14 protein-coding genes are annotated in these 17,755 nt (G+C 65.9%); 5 read left to right on the top strand and 9 right to left on the bottom strand.

Annotation, left to right across the window (positions count from 1 at the left end; genetic code table 11):
* Positions 1-29 precede the first annotated feature (29 nt).
* Entirely contained in the window at positions 30-2,471 is a 2,442-nt protein-coding gene (locus GHK24_RS08430) for a bifunctional diguanylate cyclase/phosphodiesterase (RefSeq protein WP_153472027.1), read from the top strand.
* Here the strand turns inward: GHK24_RS08430 and GHK24_RS08425 are convergent.
* Positions 2,440-2,772 (bottom strand): DUF1840 domain-containing protein, encoded by a 333-nt coding sequence (locus GHK24_RS08425; protein WP_153472024.1) that lies wholly within the window; start codon positions 2,770-2,772, stop codon positions 2,440-2,442. The two genes, GHK24_RS08430 and GHK24_RS08425, sit on opposite strands and share 32 nt — an antisense overlap.
* Positions 2,773-3,072: 300 nt before the next feature.
* On the opposite strand from GHK24_RS08425, the gene can reads away from it, so the two are divergent.
* Positions 3,073-3,750, top strand: coding sequence for a carbonate dehydratase (gene can / locus GHK24_RS08420; protein ID WP_153472021.1), 678 nt, complete (start codon positions 3,073-3,075; stop codon positions 3,748-3,750).
* Positions 3,751-3,759: 9 nt separating this feature from the next.
* Positions 3,760-4,707 (top strand): ROK family protein, encoded by a 948-nt coding sequence (locus GHK24_RS08415; RefSeq protein WP_340666145.1) that lies wholly within the window; start codon positions 3,760-3,762, stop codon positions 4,705-4,707.
* A 61-nt stretch (positions 4,708-4,768) separates the two neighbouring features.
* On the opposite strand, the gene GHK24_RS08410 is transcribed toward GHK24_RS08415, so the two are convergent.
* From GHK24_RS08410 to rsmB, 6 genes are all read right to left on the bottom strand, one after another.
* Positions 4,769-6,802 (bottom strand): primosomal protein N', encoded by a 2,034-nt coding sequence (locus tag GHK24_RS08410; protein WP_153472018.1) that lies wholly within the window; start codon positions 6,800-6,802, stop codon positions 4,769-4,771.
* Between the two features lie 334 nt (positions 6,803-7,136).
* Complete coding sequence (gene hemE / locus GHK24_RS08405) at positions 7,137-8,213, bottom strand: uroporphyrinogen decarboxylase (protein ID WP_153472015.1); 1,077 nt, start codon at positions 8,211-8,213, stop codon at positions 7,137-7,139.
* Positions 8,214-8,338: 125 nt separating this feature from the next.
* A complete protein-coding gene (locus GHK24_RS08400) occupies positions 8,339-9,595 on the bottom strand; it encodes a sigma-54-dependent transcriptional regulator (protein WP_153472012.1) in 1,257 nt (418 codons plus the stop codon).
* A gap of 2 nt (positions 9,596-9,597) precedes the next feature.
* A complete protein-coding gene (locus tag GHK24_RS08395) occupies positions 9,598-11,754 on the bottom strand; it encodes a sensor histidine kinase (RefSeq protein WP_153472008.1) in 2,157 nt (718 codons plus the stop codon).
* The gene (locus tag GHK24_RS08390; RefSeq protein ID WP_228384619.1) at positions 11,751-12,284 is read right to left on the bottom strand and encodes a DUF4390 domain-containing protein; all 534 of its coding nucleotides are present in this window, start codon (positions 12,282-12,284) and stop codon (positions 11,751-11,753) included. The genes GHK24_RS08395 and GHK24_RS08390 overlap by 4 nt, the downstream gene beginning before the upstream one ends.
* 22 nt (positions 12,285-12,306) lie before the next feature.
* Positions 12,307-13,638, bottom strand: coding sequence for a 16S rRNA (cytosine(967)-C(5))-methyltransferase RsmB (gene rsmB / locus GHK24_RS08385; RefSeq protein WP_340666144.1), 1,332 nt, complete (start codon positions 13,636-13,638; stop codon positions 12,307-12,309).
* Between the two features lie 193 nt (positions 13,639-13,831).
* Here rsmB and GHK24_RS08380 point away from each other — a divergent pair, with 193 nt between their 5' ends.
* Both GHK24_RS08380 and GHK24_RS08375 read left to right on the top strand, forming a co-directional pair.
* Positions 13,832-14,731, top strand: coding sequence for a cation diffusion facilitator family transporter (locus GHK24_RS08380; RefSeq protein ID WP_153472001.1), 900 nt, complete (start codon positions 13,832-13,834; stop codon positions 14,729-14,731).
* 67 nt (positions 14,732-14,798) lie between these two features.
* The gene (locus GHK24_RS08375) at positions 14,799-15,719 is read left to right on the top strand and encodes a S1/P1 nuclease (RefSeq protein WP_153471998.1); all 921 of its coding nucleotides are present in this window, start codon (positions 14,799-14,801) and stop codon (positions 15,717-15,719) included.
* A gap of 20 nt (positions 15,720-15,739) precedes the next feature.
* Here the strand turns inward: GHK24_RS08375 and htpX are convergent, their stop codons facing one another.
* Both htpX and fmt read right to left on the bottom strand, forming a co-directional pair.
* Positions 15,740-16,600, bottom strand: a complete 861-nt coding sequence (gene htpX / locus GHK24_RS08370; RefSeq protein ID WP_153471995.1) for a zinc metalloprotease HtpX — start codon at positions 16,598-16,600, stop codon at positions 15,740-15,742.
* Positions 16,601-16,827: 227 nt separating this feature from the next.
* Positions 16,828-17,754 (bottom strand): methionyl-tRNA formyltransferase, encoded by a 927-nt coding sequence (gene fmt, locus GHK24_RS08365; RefSeq protein ID WP_153471992.1) that lies wholly within the window; start codon positions 17,752-17,754, stop codon positions 16,828-16,830.
* Position 17,755 lies beyond the last annotated feature (1 nt).

Genomic DNA, 17,755 nt, shown 5'->3' with positions numbered 1-17,755 from the left:
GCTTTCCTTCACCCCGCCGGACTTCCTGCATGACCATCACGACCGCGCCGTTCGCCTCGATCAACGCCCGCCCGGACCCGGCTCGACAGAGCGCGCCTGCGCCCTGGCGAATTCTCGTGATCGACGATCGGTTAGCGAGTGACGGTGAAGCGAATGCGCCGAGTGGTTTGATCGCCGCTATCTGCGCGCTGCGCGAGGGCACGTTTTTCGGTCGTCCCGTCGCGCTACGCTCCTCCACCTTTGCGCAATCGCGCACGGCGCTGGGCGTCGATGCCGACCTGGCGCTCGTCCTGCTGGGCGAAGCCATAGCAGACCGGGCGTCGTCGCCAGCGGACGCCGCATGGCGGGATCTCGTCGGCGAGATGCGGCAAGCGCCCGCGCTGGAGGCAATAGGCATCATGCACCTCGTCGAGTCGCCAGACGGCGACGGCGCCGAACCTGCGGCTTCCGACGCCACCGCTGAGGCCGTGCCGGTGGTGGACGAATTCTTCGGCGCCGTCGATTGCCTTGCGTTCGCGCCTGTCGGTGAGCCTTTGTCCACGTGCTTTCTCCCGAGCGTCGCCGCCGCGCTGAGCGCGTACCAACTGCGGCGAGAACTGGCCGAAGTGCGAAGAGGGCAGAACGAGATCGGGCGTGCCACGGAGTCGCTGATGGGCCAGAAAGGTATTCGTGCCTTCGGTGCGAGCCTGTTGGCGGAGATTGGGGTACTGCTGGGGCGACCGGTGGAAGGTTTTTTCTGCGTGCTGCGATCCGGCACGAGCAAGGCTGACGACAGTAACGGTGCCGCCGCGTGCGAGTTCTTCGCGCCCGTGGCGGGAACGGCGGGGCGGCCGCTTGCCGATTGCGGGCTGTCCCTTACCGCCCACACGCAGCAGACACACCGCTCCTGCGTGACGGCGCCGGGCGGCGGTGAGATGCCCCCCAGCGAGTTGGTGGCGCAGTCGCGTGCGCAACGCGGCGTCGCCTTTAGCGGACACGCCACCGCGCTCTATCTGCACAACAGCGAACAACCGGGCGTCGTCTATTTCACGAGCGAACCGGCGCCCGACACGATTGAGCGCGAATTACTGACGCTCTTCGCGACGACGGTCTCTGCGGCGTTCGGCAAGGTGCGGCTGGTCGAGTTGATTTGCAGCGCGACGCACGTCGACGGTCTGACGCAGCTCTCCAACCGGACGCGTTTCATCCTCGACCTTGACACGCTCGCCGCCTCCGAGGAGCCCAATAGCGTCGTCGTTCTCCTCGACCTTGAACACTTCGCCGATATCAACGACGGGCTGGGGCACGACACGGGCAATGCGCTGCTGATGGCGATCGCCCAGCGCCTGCGTTTGCAACTCGGCGATACCTGCAAGCTCGCCCGCATCGGCGCTGACGTCTTTGGCCTGATCGGCCCGGAAGATCGTCTCAATCCCGTTTTCCTGCAAAAGCTCTTCGCGACGCCGTTCGAAGTGAGCGGGCACTCGTTGGCGGTCAGTGTCTCGATTGGACTTTCGCGCGTGCTGGAAGGCGGGCTGTCGGGAATTTCGCTACTGAAGCGTGCCAGCATTGCCCTGAACCGCGCCAAGAGCAGTCTGCACGGGCACCACGAGTACTTCATCCCGGAGATGGAAGACAGCCCGCGCCGGCGCATCGAGATCATCCGCCAGTTGCGCGAGGACTTCGCGGCACGCCGCCTGACGCTCTGGTATCAGCCGCAAGTCTCGCTGCTGACGGGCAAGGTGGTCGGTCTGGAAGCGCTGGCGCGCTGGCCGGCGGCGGACGGCAATGGCTTCGTGCAGCCGCCGTCGGTGTTCATCCCGCTGGCCGAGTACTCCGGCCTGATCATCGATATCGGCGAGTGGGTGGTAGGTGAAGCGTGCGCCGCCTTCTGCCGCTTGCGGAAGGCGGGCATCGCGCCTGAGCACATCGCCGTGAACGTCAGCATGCCGCAGTTCCGCTCCGCGAAGTTCGCGCGTCTGATCGGCGAGATGACCGCGCGCTATGCGCTGCCGCCGGGCGCGCTAGAGCTCGAGATCACAGAAAGTCTGGCGATGGACGAGCCCAAGATCGTCGCCTCCAATCTGCGCGCCCTGCGCGACGCGGGAGCCCGTCTGGCGATCGACGATTTTGGCACGGGCTATTCGTCCCTCAGCCACCTGCGCGAACTGCCCATCGATTGCCTGAAGATCGATCAGGCCTTCGTCAAGGAAATCGGCAAGGAAGTCGTCAGGGAGGGCAGCACGGCCGAGTCTGCTGATGCGCCGGCATCGGCCTCCATCGGCCCCGGACTGTTCGCCGAAATGATCATCGCGCTCGGCCACAAGCTCGACATCGATATCGTCGCCGAGGGCGTCGAAACGGCAGCGCAGGCGGCGTTCCTCAAGGCACAGGGCTGCACGCTGGGGCAGGGCTACTATTTTGCCAAGCCGATGCCGCTCGACGCGTTGATCGACTGGCTCAGAAATCCTGTGGCGCTTGCCAGAGAATAAAGCCGTCTTCGCGCAGCGTCCGCTGCATGAGGTCGATCAGCGGAAACGCGCGCTGCGCGAGACTGACACTCGGCGCGGGAGCGTCGTCCGGAGTACGGGTGGCGCCGTCGCCGGCCGGCAACGGACGTTCGCCCCCCGCCGCAACGGCTTGTTGTAAGCGTTCGATTGCCGGCCGCAGTTGCTCAGCCGTGATGACGCCACGCGCGTCGGCGCGCTTGCCAAGAATATCCAGCAGCGCACGCGCCACCGGCGCGAACATGAAGAGTTCGCCGGCGACGTTCGAGTGAAATTTGACGAGCATGGTCTCTCCGTAATCGTGGGTATGTCGTGAGGTGGGCGAGGGCGGGGGGCGGAGTGGCAGGAAGCCTCTGCGCTGGCGCCCTCGGCGCCCGTTTTACCGGCCGTTTTACGCGCGGCGAGAGACACCGCTTCTGCGTTACTTCTGCGTCTCCGCTACGCTCCTGATGTGCCCCTCTTCGCGTTCATTGTCGCCCCCTCGCGCCCGCCCGCCAAGCGCGACTGCGCCGGACTGCCGGGCGCGAGGACAGAGGAGTAAAATGGCGGCATTCCGGCGTTTCGCCGGGTTCCCCGAAAGCGAGCGATGCCAGATCTGGAACGTCTTTTCGCCAATAACCGTGAATGGTCCGAGCGCATGCGCGCCGGCGACGCGGAGTTCTTCGAACGACTCTCGGGGATTCAAAGCCCCGAGTATTTGTGGATCGGCTGTTCGGATTCACGCGTGCCGGCCAACGAGATTCTCGGCATGCTTCCCGGCGAGGTGTTTGTTCACCGCAATATCGCCAATGTCGTGGTGCACAGCGACCTCAACCTGCTTTCCGTTCTGCAATACGCGGTCGATGTATTGCGCGTGCGGCGCATTCTCATTGTCGGTCACTACGGCTGTGGCGGCGTGCGTGCGGTGCATGACAACCTGCGTTTGGGCCTCGTCGACAACTGGCTGCGCCACATTCAGGACGTACGCCAGAAGCATCGTGAGATGCTGCGCGCCTGTCCGGAGAAGGTTCGCGTTGACCGCCTGTGCGAGTTGAACGTCATCGAGCAGGTGTTAAGTGTCGGCCAGACGACGATTCTCCAGGACGCTTGGGCGAGAGGGCAGGAGGTCTTCGTGCATGGCTGGATTTTCGGCCTGAACGATGGTCTCGTTCGCGATCTGGGCATGACGATCGATGGCGCAGCGGACGTCCTCGCCAAATACACGGCGGCGATCGAGCAGTTGTCGCACGCCACTGGCGTTCCGCCGGCTTTGCCGCTCGACTAGGAATCGCCTGTGACAGGCGGTGCCGCCCCGGAGATACGCCTAGGCATCGATCTGGGCGGCACCAAGATCGAGGTCGCCGCCGTGGATGCCGCGGGGCGCCCGGTCCTGAGGCGCCGCCTGCCCACGCCGCAGGGCGACTACAGGGCTACGCTTGACCTTGTCCGCCAGCTCGTAGTCGAGGCAGAGCAATCCCCTTGTCTCCCGTCAGGCCGTCCCCCCCTACGCGTTGGCGTTGCCACCCCCGGCGCCGAAACGGACGAAGGGCTCCTGCAGAACTCCAATTCCGTCTGCCTGAATGGCCAGCCCCTGCGTGCTGACCTTGAGACGATGCTGCAACGCGAGATCCGGCTTGCCAATGACGCGAACTGCTTTGCCCTCGCCGAGGCGATCTCCGGCGCAGCGCAAGGCGCTGCGTGTGTCTTCGGCGTCATTCTCGGCACCGGTGTCGGCGGCGGTATCGTTGTCCGTGGCCAGGTTCTCGACGGCGCCAACCGCATCGCCGGCGAGTGGGGCCACAATCCGCTGGCCGACCCCAGCCCGCTCGTGCCCACGCGCTGCTACTGCGGACGACAGGGCTGCGTTGAGTCGTGGCTCTCCGGCCCGGCGCTCGCCGCCGACCATTTCCGCCATACCGGCCGCCATGGCAGCCCCGAGGCGATCGTTGCCGAGGCGCTGGCCAGTTCGGGCGAACCCGCGACGGCGGCCGCGCAGGCAACGCTGACGCGCTATATCGACCGACTGGGGCGCGCGCTCGCCACGGTGGTCAATATCCTCGATCCGCAAGTGATCGTGCTGGGCGGCGGGCTCTCCAACATTCCGGCACTGCCTGAGCGAACCTTTGCGGCGATGCTCCCGCATGTATTCTCGGCCAAGGTGCGCACGCGGCTGATCAGGCACGCGCTCGGCGATTCGGCTGGCGTCCTCGGCGCGGCGGCGCTGTGGGCACCCGGCGAATAGGTGCCATTGCGCGGCGTTCCCTGACGCATCGCGCCGTTCCACGTGAAACGGCGCTGGGCGGCTAGAACTCGATCGGATCGACTTCGAGGTGCCAGCGCAGACGCTTGCCGGGACGTTCGTTCCGAATGGCGTCGTGCCAAGGCGCAAGGAAGCTCTGCAAGGCGCGCCGCGACGGCGATTCGACGAGGAGTTGCGCACGCTCGAAGTTTGCCCGCCGCGCCAGCCGCATCGGCACCGGATCGTAGAGCATCACCGCCGCGTGCGCGGCGGCCTCGGGCCAGGCGCGTGCTTTGGCGAGGAAGGCGAGCGCTTCGTCCATATTGGGCGCTTCGGCACGCAGCATCGCTTGATAGGCGTAGGGAGGAAAGCCCGCCTGCGCGCGCTCGGCGAGTTGCATGGCCGCAAACGCCGGGTAATCGTGGCGGGCCAGCGTCTGGTACAGCGGGTGCTGCGGCTGTTCAGTCTGAATCAGCACCTCTCCGGGCAGGACGGCACGCCCCGCACGCCCGGCGACCTGCATCAACTGTGCAAAGAGGCGCTCCGGCGCGCGCCAGTCAGCGGCCATCAGCGCGGCGTCGGCACTAATGGCACCAACCAGCGTCAGCTTGGGAAAATCGTGCCCCTTGGCGAGCATCTGCGTGCCGACGAGGATATCCGCCTCGCCCGCATGGATGCGCGCCGCCAGCACCTCCCACTGCTTGCGGCTACGGGCAGAGTCGCGGTCAACGCGCAGAATGCGCGCCGCCGGGAAGTGCTCGCCCAACACCTCCTCGATACGCTGCGTGCCCCGTCCGAAAGGCAGGATGTCCTGATTGCCGCAACTCGGGCAGGCGCGCGGCACATGCCCTTCAAAGCCGCAGTGGTGGCAGCGCACGCGGCGGTCGCTCTGGTGCAGGACGAGGTTGGCCGTACACCGTGTGCAGCGCGCCACCCATCCGCAGGACGCGCAGCACAATACCGGCGCATAGCCGCGTCGATTGATGAAGACGAGGCTCTGCTCGCCGCGCGCAAGACGCGCTTCAATGGCAGAGAGCAGGGCGCTGGAAAGGCCGTCCTTGAGCTTCTCGCGACGGGTATCGATGCAGCGTACGGGTGGCAGGGCTGCACCGCTGACGGCGCGCTCCGCCAGCGTGAGCAAGGTGTAACGTGCGCCGGCGTGCGGTTCGACGGCATTCGCCCAGCTTTCCAGCGACGGCGTCGCCGAACCCAGCACAATCGGCACTCCGCGCTCGCGCGCGCGAAACACGGCGACATCGCGCGCCGAGTAGCGCAACCCATCCTGCTGCTTGAACGAGGCGTCGTGCTCTTCGTCGACGACGATCAGCCCGAGATCCGGCAGGGGCGTGAATACTGCAAGGCGCGTGCCGAGAACGATACGTGCCTCGCCCGCCAGGGCAGCGCGGAAATTGCGCGTGCGCGCGGCCTCGCCCAACTCGCTGTGCAAGCTGACCAGCCCCGCCTCGGGAAAGCGCCGCGCAACGCGCGCTTCGAGTTGCGGCGTCAGGTTGATTTCCGGCACCAGCAGCAGCGCCTGACGCCCAGCGGCCAATGCGCGTTCGATCAGGCGAAGATAGACCTCGGTCTTGCCACTACCGGTAATGCCGTGCAGCAGATACGCGGCGAAGCCCGCACCGCTCGCCTTGCCTGCCGCACCGGCAGGATCGACGATGGCGGCGAGAACGGCTTCCTGGCCGGCGGTAAGCGGTGGCGGCGTTTCTGCTGCTGGCGGTTTCTTGACCGCGCGGGGCGCGCGCGCCTTGGCTGGGTCGAGGCGGCGCAAGCCGGCGGGCAGAGTAGAGAGCATTACCTCGCCGACGGAAGTCTGGTAGTAGCTCGCGCAGAACTCGCACAGGCGGAACCAGTCCGCAGGCAGGGGCGGCAGGTCGCGCAGGATGGCCTCGGCAGCGCGAAGCTGCGCCAGCGGCAGTTCGCTGTACTCGCTGATGCCAGCAATGACGCCAATACGCGAGCGACGCCCGAACGGAACCCGAACGCGACGACCGACCTCACTTTCGCTGACCGTCTCGCCATCGGCGACGAGATAGTCGAAATAGCGATTGAGGGGTACGTCGAGCGCGACGCGCAGGATGGTCATAACGACATGCGAGCGCTAAACGTCGAACGCCGGGCCAGTCCCGAGTTAGCACAGAAAGCTCGCGCCGCTTCTCGAAACAGTGTGTAACTCGCTCTGTTCACGAGGGTTTCAAAGTTGTTCACAATTTCTGTGGATAACTCTGTGGATGAAGCGGAAATTACGTCGTCGGAATACGGCATGACAAGGCTTCTCCTTGCTGCGCCGAAAAAATAAGCAGGGCATTAATCCTTAATAATCAGCCGCTTAAATGTAAGCGGCTGATTTTCAAGGCAGTTGCAACAGTTTTGTTGCGCGCGCACTAGTTCTGTGCATAAGTAAGCGCGCAAAACCCGCATCAGGCCGCGCTGGCGCGCAGTTGGCGGCTGTATTCATGCACGGTCTTGACCAGCGCTGTCACATGCTCAGGCGGCGTGAACTGCGAGATGCCATGACCGAGGTTGAAGACGTGGCCGGTGTTCGAGGGGCCGTAGCTGTCGAGCACCTTCTTCGCTTCGGCGACGATCTTGTCGGGCGAGGCGAAGAGAACGTTCGGGTCGAGGTTGCCCTGCAGCGCGACCTTGTCGCCGACGCGACGACGCGCTTCGCCGATGTCGATCGTCCAGTCGAGGCCGACGGCATCGCAGCCGATGGCGGCGATCGATTCGAGCCACAGGCCGCCACCCTTGGTGAACACGATCGACGGAATGCGCTGGCCGTCCTTTTCCTTGATCAGGCCGTCGACGATGCGCTGCATGTACTGCAGCGAGAATTCCTGGTAGGCCGCTGCCGACAGGCCGCCACCCCAGGAGTCGAAGATCATCACGGCTTGCGCGCCGGATTCGATCTGCGCGTTGAGGTAAGCCGTCACCGAATCGGCGGTCACCGACAGGATGTGGTGCATCAGGTCAGGACGGTCGTAGATCATCGTCTTGACGTTGCGGTAGTCGTCGGACGAACCGCCTTCGACCATGTAGCACGACAGCGTGTACGGGCTACCGGAGAAGCCGATCAGCGGCACCGAGTTGTTCAGCGCGCGACGGATTTCCGAAACGCCGTCCATCACGTACTTGAGGTGCGTGTAGGGATCGGGCACGGCCAGATCGCGGATCGCCCATTCTTCACGCAGCGGCCGTTCGAACTTCGGACCTTCGCCTTCGGCGAAGTAGAGGCCGAGGCCCATCGCGTCGGGAACGGTGAGGATGTCGGAGAAGAGGATCGCCGCGTCGAGGTCGTAGCGCGCGAGCGGTTGCAGCGTGACTTCGCACGCGAGGCTGGGGCTCTTGCACAGGTTGAGGAAGCTGCCGGCGCGCTTGCGGGTTTCGCAATACTCGGGCAGGTAACGGCCAGCCTGACGCATCAGCCAGAGAGGCGTATGGTCGGTCGGCTCTTTGAGCAATGCGCGCAGGAAATTGTCGTTGCGGGGTCGAGTCATGGAAAGCTCCGCGAAAAGGGCGAAAAAGCGCGATTATCCGCTGTAATGCCCTGTTTACGCCAGAACGCCGGAAAGCCGCGCCCCGCTGCCCGACGGCGCAGCCCGCCAGACCTTGCCACTCCTCGCTAGTCGTCGTTGCGCCGCGACAGATTGAGGCCGAGCTGCTTGAGTTTACGGTAGAGGTGCGTCCGCTCAAGGCCCGTGCGTTCAGCGACACGTGTCATGTTGCCGCCTTCGCCGCGCAGGTGGTGCTCGAAGTAAAGGCGCTCGAAGGCCTCGCGCGCTTCACGCAGCGGCTGGTCGAACAAGGGCAGGGCAGGCGGCGCCGGCCCGACGGCCGGTGGGCCGTCGGGCTGCAGGACGCGCATCACGTCATCGACGCTGATTTCGTCGTCAAGCGCCGACAGCGCGAGGTTCTTCACCGTCGACGCGAGTTCTGGCCAGTCGCCGGGCCAACTGTGCATGCGCAAGGCGTTAAGCGCGGCACTGGAAAAACTGCGCAGCGGCGCCTCACCGCGCTCGGAGAGATGTGCCAGCAGCAGCGACGCAATCTCGGGCACTTCGTCGGCGTGCCCCGAAAGATGCGGCAGCGCCACCCAGACCTCGCCCAGGCGTGAGAGCAGGGCCGCATCCCACCCAGCCTCGGCGAGCGCCGTCAGCGGCCGCGTTGTCGCGGCGATGAGCTGTAGCTTGTGCGACTCCAGACGGTCGAGGGCAAACGCCAGATTCATCTGCTGCAGGCGTCCGAGCTGCGACAGGTCGGAAACAAACAGGATGCCGCCGCTGGCGTTCTGCAGCATTTCGACGGAGAGGGGCGTACTGGCCGTGGAGAGATCGAGCCAGGGCATGTTGCGCGCCTGCAGCGTGCGGGCACAGACCTCGGCCATGCCCGTCGAACTGCCGCGCAGGAGCAATACCGGCGCGCGCGCCGCGGCCTGTTCGAGACGACGCTTCAGATCCTTGAGCAAGGGCGAGCGGGCGAAGACGTCGAGCGTCAGCGGCCGCTTCTGTGGCGACACCGGGCCTTTGAGCGCCTTTTTGACCGTCGCCAGCAGTTTTTGCAGGGCAATCGGTTTTTCCAGAAAGTCGGTCGCACCAATGCGCGTCGCTTCGACGGCGGTATCGATGGTGCCGTGTCCAGACATCATCACCACCGGCATCGTCAACAAGCCGGAAGCGGACCATTCCTTGAGCAGCGAGACGCCGTCGGTATCAGGCATCCAGATGTCGAGCAGCACCAGATCCGGCCGCTTTTCGGCGCGAATGCGGCGGGCCGCGCTGGCGTTTTCGGCGTGCCAGACGGAATGACCTTCGTCCGCCAGAATCTCGGAGAGAAGTTCGCGAATGCCGACTTCGTCGTCGACAATCAGGATTTGCGCCATGGTTAGCTCTCGCTCGAAGAGGAGTTCAGATGGGTTGCGGTGGCGACGGCGGGCCGCGCCAAGGGCAGGGTGATGCGTAGCTCGGCGCCGCCCTCGGGTCGGTTGCTGATGTCGATGCGGCCCTGATGCTCATCGACGATCTTTTTGACAATGGCGAGTCCCAGCCCCGTGCCACGCGCCTTCGTCGTCACGTAGGGCTCAAAGGCGCGTGCCAGCACCTCGGCCGGGAAGCCCGGACCGGCGTCGGCGACCCGCAATTCAGCCTGTCCGTCGATGAAGCGCGTACTGACGCTGATCGCCGGCTCGTCGTCGGCATCCTGCGCGTCTTCGGCATTGCGCAGGAGGTTGTGGATGATCTGCCGCAGCTGCGTGGCATCGCCGCTGACCGGAGGCAGGGCCGGGTCCAGGGCAATGTCGATCTCGGCGCGCGAGGTTTCGTACAGGCCGAGCACTTCGGTGACCAACTCATTGAGATCGACGGACGCCAGCTCGGGCGCCGGCATGCGCGCGTAGTCGCGGAAATCGTCGACCATCCGCTTCATCGCCTGCACCTGCCGGACGATGGTCTGCGTCGAACGTTCCAAGGCCTCGGCATCGGCGCCGGTCAGGCGATCCGCGAGCTTCATGTGCAAACGCTCGGCAGAAAGCTGGATCGGCGTCAGCGGATTCTTGATCTCGTGCGCCAGCCGCCGCGCCACTTCGCCCCATGCGGCACTGCGCTGCGCCGCCAGCAGGCGCGTGATGTCGTCGAAGACCGCGACATAGCCGCCGCCGCTACCGTCAGGCAGACCGGTACCGCGCAGCAGCAACACCTGCGTCGGGCCGCCGGGGTGATCGAGCTCGATCTGCATCTGCCATTCTTCGTCGCCGTGTTCGCCGAAGGCATCGCGCACGGCCCGCCCGAGAACTTTCTGCCGCGGCCAGGCATCGACCGGCTCGCCGAGAATGTTGGTGAAATCGTCCGCCAGCATGGCGCGGGCGCCCTGATTCGCCGTACGCAGGATGAAGCGGCGGTCAAAAACCAGCACGCCTGCCGACAAGTGGGCCAGAATCGATTCGAGATAGGCGCGCGCCGATTCGACTTCCGAGCGATGGCGTTCGGTCTCCCGCCGGGCCTCGTCGAGCTGGCGCGTCATGCGATTGAACGACTGCGTCAGAACGCCGAGTTCGTCGCGGCTATAGATCGCCTGGCGCGGCGTAAAGTCGCCGGCCGCCACCGCCTGCGTGCCCTCGGCAAGAATCGACAGCGGCGCCGACAGACGGCGCGCCAGCACGAAAGCCAGCGCAAACGCGCCAAACAGCGCCAACAGCACGGTCAGCGTCAGCGTCATCGCGTAGATGCGGGTCAACCCTTCGCGGCCGAGCGACAGCTCCTGATAGTCGCGATAGACCGCCTGCACGCTCTCGGCGTTAAGCGCCAGGGCCGCCGGCGCTTCCTGCGCCACCTGGAGGATGCGCGGCTCCTCGCCGAGTCCGCGCCCGACCACCGGCACCAGCGCCCGCAACAACAGCTCGCTGCCACCTTCGCCCTCGATGGCCGAATAGCCGGGCATTGTCCGCGCCTGCCGCAACTGCGCCGCCGTCGGTGAAGGCGGGCGCACCGACGCCAGTTCGCTGCTTGAGCTCGCCAGCAGTTGCCCGGAACCCGAATAGAGCGCCACCGATTGAACGCCGGCCTGCTCGCGCAAGCGATTAAGCATCGCCGGGCGCTTCCCCTCCGGCTGGTCGCCAAGCTCGAGCGCCATCGAGCGTCCCTTGCCGCTCAGATCGACGAGCAGGTAATCGAGTGCGCTGCGGCCAAGATCGAGCCCCGATTCGAGCGCCTTCTCGACACGCACGTCGAACCAGGTCTCGATGCTCTTCGTCAGAAACTGCACCGACACGGCGTACACCAACGCGCCCGGCACCACCGCCATGACCCCGAACAGCAGCATCAGCCGCAGCTTCAGACGCGAACCGAAGACTTTGGCGCGGTGTTCGCGCCAAAGTACGCGCAACTGCCAGCCGACGAGGCTCAACAGAGCCAGCGCGACGATCGCGTTAAGCCCGATCAGCCACGGATAGTGGCGCGCAAACAAGGCGGTATTGGCGCTGGCCGAGGCCAGCAGGAAGAGCAGGATGCCGCCGAGTGCTGCGGCGACGATCACCAGATACTTCATCGCGTATCGGCTGGCGAGAAGCTCCAGCGCACCCAGTCGGAGGCGAGGCTCCAGTCACGGTTCGCCAGCGCGCTCACCTGGAAGGTCTTCGGCATCTGCGAAAGGTCGAGGCGGATACGCAGGCTGGCGAGGTAGGTCTCGTCGCTGCGCACCGAATTGCGGTCGATCACCTGCCAGTTGCGCAGACGGGACAGCATGCGCAACGCTTCGTCCAGCGTGGCGAAATTCTGATGCAGGGCGCCCGTCGACAGCCAGTACTGGCGGGTCAGGGCGTGGTACGAGAGGCGGAACGTCTGGCTGCGGCTGACCACGCGCTCGTCGAGCCAGTACCAGCGGGCGCGACTCAGCTCGAAATCGGCGACGAAGTAGAGGACGACGCCCCGCGTCACGGCTTCTTCGAGGCGTGGGTTGAAATCGAAGACGCAGTCGGCCGAGGCGCTCCAGCCTTCGTCGGTCGCCGACAGTTGCGGGTTACGCAGTTCGATCTCGCCGGGAGCGACGGCCTGCGCCGCCGCCGTAAAAAAGAACAAGGCGCTGCCGGCAAGCAGCGACCTAAGCAGTCTTCCGCAACAAGGCATAGTAAAACCCATCGTGTTCAGCCTGCGGTAACAGCCGTTCCTCGGCAACGCGCTCGGCGTCGCCATGACGGCAGACAAATGCATCGATCTGCGCCCCGTTTTCTTCCGGGAAAATCGAGCAGGTCGCGTAAAGCAGTTTACCGCCCACCGCCAGCAAGGGCCAGACGACATCGAGAATAGCCGCCTGCGTATGCACGAAGCCACGCAGATCGCCAGCCCGACGCAACCACTTCGCGTCGGGATGGCGGCGCACCACGCCGGAAGCGGAGCAGGGCGCGTCGACAAGAATCGCATCGAAGGGCACGCCATCCCACCAGCCAGCCGGAGCAGGCGTCCCGGACTGGTCGACAACCGCCTGCGAGGCATCGGCCAGATGGGTCTTCGCCGTCAGGCCAAGGCGTGCCAGCGTTTCACCGACGCGGCGCAGGCGCGCCGGCTGCACGTCGAGGGCCAGCAGGTCGAGCGATTGGCGTTCGAGCAAATGCGCCGTCTTGCCGCCGGGCGCTGAGCAGACGTCGAGCACGCGCGCACCGGCCGCCGGTGCCAGCAACTCCGCCGCGCGTTGCGCGCCCGCATCCTGTACCGACACCAAGCCCTCGGCAAAGCCGGGCACGGCGTCGACCGGCATTGGCCGCTCCAGCAGCAGCCCATCCTCAGCCACCGGCCGCGCCGCAATCCCGGCCTCCGCGAGCCTCTGCTCATACTCCGCACGCGTCGTGCGCCGCCGATTGACGCGCAGACACATGGGCGGCGCCGAATTGCCGGCCGCAATGATCTGCGGCCACGCTTCGGGATAGGCCCGCTGCAAGCGCGCCAGCCACCAGTCCGGATGCCAGTGCGTCGCCACTGGATCGGCGGCGGCGGCGCGGAGCAAGTCCTCGCGTTGCCGCAGATAGTTGCGCAATACGCCGTTGACCAGCCCACGGAAAGCCCCGCCAGCAAAGGCGCCGGCCGCGCTGACCGCCTGATCGACGACGGTATGCGGCGCCTCCGGCCAGGTTTCCAGCCGGTACAGCGACACGAGAAGCAAGGCGCGAACCTCAGCCTGCGAGAGCGGCGTCTGCAACAAGCGGCCAAGAATGAAATCGCCTGCACCATAACGCCGCAGAGCGCCGTAGGCCGCATCCTGCGCCGCCGCCCGCGCGGTCGCCGGGCCGTTGGCAAAGAGGGCAAGTCCGGCATCAAGGCTACGCCCGCCAAGCACCGCCGCCACCGCCTGCGCGCCGAGCCACAGACTGCACGCCAGCGAATCCGGCGCCAACGCCGGTGGCGTTGCCGGGGCAGCCGGATCGGCCGGCCGCGCCACCCGGACGCGCCGAGCCCCGGAGGAAGGTCGCGAAGAAGAGGCGGCGGCAGCCGTCGCCGTGGGCGAAGGGGAACGATGCGAGGAGTGCGCCAAGGCTGAAAATCCGGCAAAAATCGGGTTCCGAGTTTAGCATGCGGGCCGTGCCGCTTAGCCGCCGCCCCACGCGCGGCGGTGCATCGGCGATAATGCCGACATGACCACTGTCTCTCTGAAACGCTTTGCCTGGCTGTCGATTGCCGCAGCGCTGGCGACCATTGGCCTGAAAGGCTGGGCTTGGCTCTTGACCGGCTCGGTCGGTCTTCTCTCCGACGCGCTTGAATCGCTGGTAAACCTCGCCGGCGCCAGCATGGCGTTGGCGATGCTCTCGCTCGCCGCACAACCTGAAGACCGCAATCACACCTTTGGCCACAGCAAGGCCGAGTATTTCTCCAGCGCCTTTGAAGGATTGCTGATCATTGTCGCGGCGGGGGCCATCGCCTACGCGGCGATTCCTCGTCTGCTCTCACCACAAGCGCTGGAGGCCGTCGACATTGGTCTGGCTGTGTCGGGTGTCGCCACGGTAATCAATTTCGTTGTCGCGCGGATCTTGCTGACGACTGGCAAACGCTACGCCTCGATCACCCTGGAAGCCGACGGTCACCACCTGATGACCGATGTCTGGACCTCGGTCGGCGTCATCGTCGGCGTGGGCGCCGTCGCTCTGACGGGCTGGCTCTGGCTCGACCCGCTGCTGGCGCTCGTGGTCGCGGGCAACATTGTGTGGACCGGCGTGCAGCTGCTACGCCGCTCTGCCGACGGGCTGATGGACGTCGCCCTGCCGCCCGATGAACGCGCCGCGCTTGCTGCGGTGCTGGAGCGCTACCGCCAGCAAGGTATTGATTTTCATGCCTTGCGCACGCGCCAGTCCGGCGCCCGCAGCTTCGTCGAACTGCACGTCCTCGTCCCCGGCCTCTGGACGGTCCAGCGTGGGCACGACCTGCTGGAGCAGATCGAGGGCGATATTCGCGCCGTCCTGCCACGCACCAGCGTACTGACCCACCTCGAACCGCTCGACGACCCGGCAGCACATGACGACCACGGGCTCGATGCATGAGGCGCCAGACTGTCGCACAGAGTAGCGCGGGCGGGGGCAGGAGCGCTTTCGCACTGGCACGCTATAAGTGCAAGCCTTGGGTCTCGTCTTGCTCCTTGGCGGATTGGCAAGTGCTGCACCCGCGCAGGCGTGGAATGCAACTGGTCACCGCCTGATTGCCGAGATCGCCTGGCAGGGCCTCGATCCGGCAACCCGCAGCAAAATCGACCACCTGCTGCAAGCACATCCCGACTACGCCCGCTGGCAAGGGCGCGGCGAGCAGGAAACACGGGACGAATCCGCCTTCGTCGAAGCCTCGACCTGGGCAGACGAAATCCGCCACGACCCACGCTTTGCGGGTAGCGAAGGCGGCACGACGGGCGACACGCCCGTGTTACCCGGCTTTCCCGACATGGCGGCGCACCGCGATTGGCACTTCATCGATCGTCCGACCAACCTTCTCGCCGACCAGGAGAGCCAGCACGGACAACTCGACGAACAACTGCCCCGCCTGAGCGCGACTCTCGGCAACAACGCCGAAGGAGAGGCCAGCCGCGCCTGGGCGCTCGTCTGGCTACTACATCTGGTCGGCGACGCGCACCAACCGCTGCATGTCGGCTGCCGCATCGACCAGGACGGCAACAGTGACGAGGGAGGCAACGCGGTGAAAGTCAGCCTCGCCTATGCCAACCGCCCACGCGTGACGTCTCTGCACGCCTACTGGGACGACCTCCCCGGCACGAATGCCCTGCGTGGCGACGCACTGGTGCGCGAGGCCTCCCGCCTGCGCGTCGCGAACCCACCGCCAGCGCCGGCAGGCAACTTCAAGACCTGGCTAAACGAGAGCTACCGGCTGGCGCGCGACGCCGGCTATCCGCAAGGCGAAGGTAGCCCGCTCCTCATCGACAGCGACTTCAACCGCCGCGCGCAGGGCATCGCCCAGCAGCGCCTGAGTTGGGCCGGCTATCGACTGGCGAGCATGCTCAGACAACTGCTGCGCCGCGACTGATTGACGCCGGAGCGCATGTTTCACGTGAAACGGCGCTCCATCGCCATCGCGCGCAAACGCCCCGTGCGCTCGGCGGTTGGCGGGTGCGTACTGAACAGCCGCCCGAGGCCACCGCCCGAAAGCGGGTTGAGGATCATCATCTGCGCGGTCTCCGGATGCGCCTCGGCAGCGGGCAGGATTCGACCGTGCGCATACGCCTCGATCTTCTCCAGCGCGTCGGCGAGCGCCTGCGGATCACCGCTGATCTCGGCTCCGCCACGATCCGCCTCAAACTCACGGCCACGCGAAATCGCCATCTGAATCAGCATCGCCGCCAGCGGCGCGAGCAAGGAGATAGCCAATCCGGCGACGGCATTGGTCGGCCGACCCTCTTCGTCGCGGCCGCCGAACAGCATCGCAACGTTCGCCAAAGCGGAGATCGCCCCGGCCATCGTCGCAGAAATCGTCGAAATCAGGATGTCGCGGTGGGCGACATGCGCCAATTCGTGCGCCATGACGCCGCGCAGCTCGCGCGCCGACAACATCTGCAAAATGCCCGTCGTTGCTGCGACGGCAGCGTGCTCCGGATCACGGCCCGTGGCGAACGCGTTGGGCTGCGCCTCGTCGATCACGAAGACGCGCGGCATCGGTAAGGCGGCCCGCTCGGCCAGCTCGCGCACCAACGCGTAGAACTGCGGCGCCGACACCGCATCGACCTCGCGCGCGTTGTACATGCGCAAGACCATCGCGTCGGAATTCCAGTAGGCGTAGACATTCATCGCCCCGCCAACCAGCAGCGCGAGCAACATGCCATTGACGCCACCCACGAAGGCGCCGATGGCGCCGAACAAGGCAACAATCGCCGCCATCAGCAACGATGTCTTCAGTAGATTCCCGAACATAGCGAACGCGCTCCAAGCGATAAAGGGGAGGGCACCGAGATCGGGGCGAGGGCAGGAAAATCAAGTCCGGCGCGCCTGGCCACGCGTCTCTGTCGCTATCACTCGGCCGCAGCGGAAGTCGCGGAACCCGCCAGAAAGAAGAAGGGGAGGCGTCCCCACGCCAGGTCTGTAGCGAGGCTATAGCACACCAAGGAAACGCGCAGCGCAACGGCGCGGGAAGAAACTGCTCAAGCGCCAGCGCCGAGCTCTTTCCCCACCGCGAGTGGCGTCCCCGCCAGAAACTGCGCAACTGGCAGACGCTTTCCGCCCGCCCGCTGCAGCTCGCGCAAACACAAGGAACCACGGCCGCAGGCGACCTGCACCGCGTCGCGGCCGACTGCGAGAATCGTCCCCGGCTCACCTGAAGCCGAACTATCGAGCTCTGCCCGCCATACTTTGACCAGGACGCCATCGAGCACGAAAGCCGCACCCGGTGCCGGCGAAAAGGCGCGCACTTTCCGATCGAGTTCCTCCGCCGGTAGCGACCAGTCGATCAGCGCCTCCGACTTCTCGATCTTCGCAGCGTAGGTCACGCCATCGACCGGCTGCGCCACGGCGTTCATCGGCAAGGCGCCCAGCGTCGCCACCAAGAGGCGACCGCCCAAGTCGGCAAGGCGATCGTGCAGACTGCCCGTCGTGTCGTCCGCCGTAATGGGGATCGCCTCGCTGCGTAGAACCGGCCCGGTATCGAGGCCGGCTTCCATCTGCATGATCGCCACGCCGGTCTGCGTATCGCCCGCCAAGAGCGCGCGCTGGATCGGCGCGGCACCACGCCAGCGCGGCAGCAGGGAAGCGTGGATATTGATACAGCCGTAAGCAGGAAGCCCCAGGACGGCCGATGGCAGGATCAGACCATACGCCGCCACGACCATGACGTCCGCCCCCAGCGCGCGCAAGCGCTCTTGCGCCACCAGATCTTTCAGCGTCGTCGGCTGAAACACCTCGATGCCATGGGCCAGCGCCAGTGCCTTGACGGGCGAGGGCTTGAGACTCATGCCACGCCCCGCCGGCCGATCCGGCTGCGTCAGCACCAGCACCACCTCATGACCGGCATTGAGCAGCGCTTCCAGCGCAGTCGCCGCAAAAACCGGCGTACCGGCGAATATCACTCGCATC

The organism is Rhodocyclus gracilis, assembly GCF_009617575.1.
In the GTDB taxonomy this organism is placed as follows: domain Bacteria; phylum Pseudomonadota; class Gammaproteobacteria; order Burkholderiales; family Rhodocyclaceae; genus Rhodocyclus; species Rhodocyclus gracilis.
Note: the sequence above shows the minus strand (reverse complement) of the source record. Positions and strands in the feature narration are given on the sequence as shown.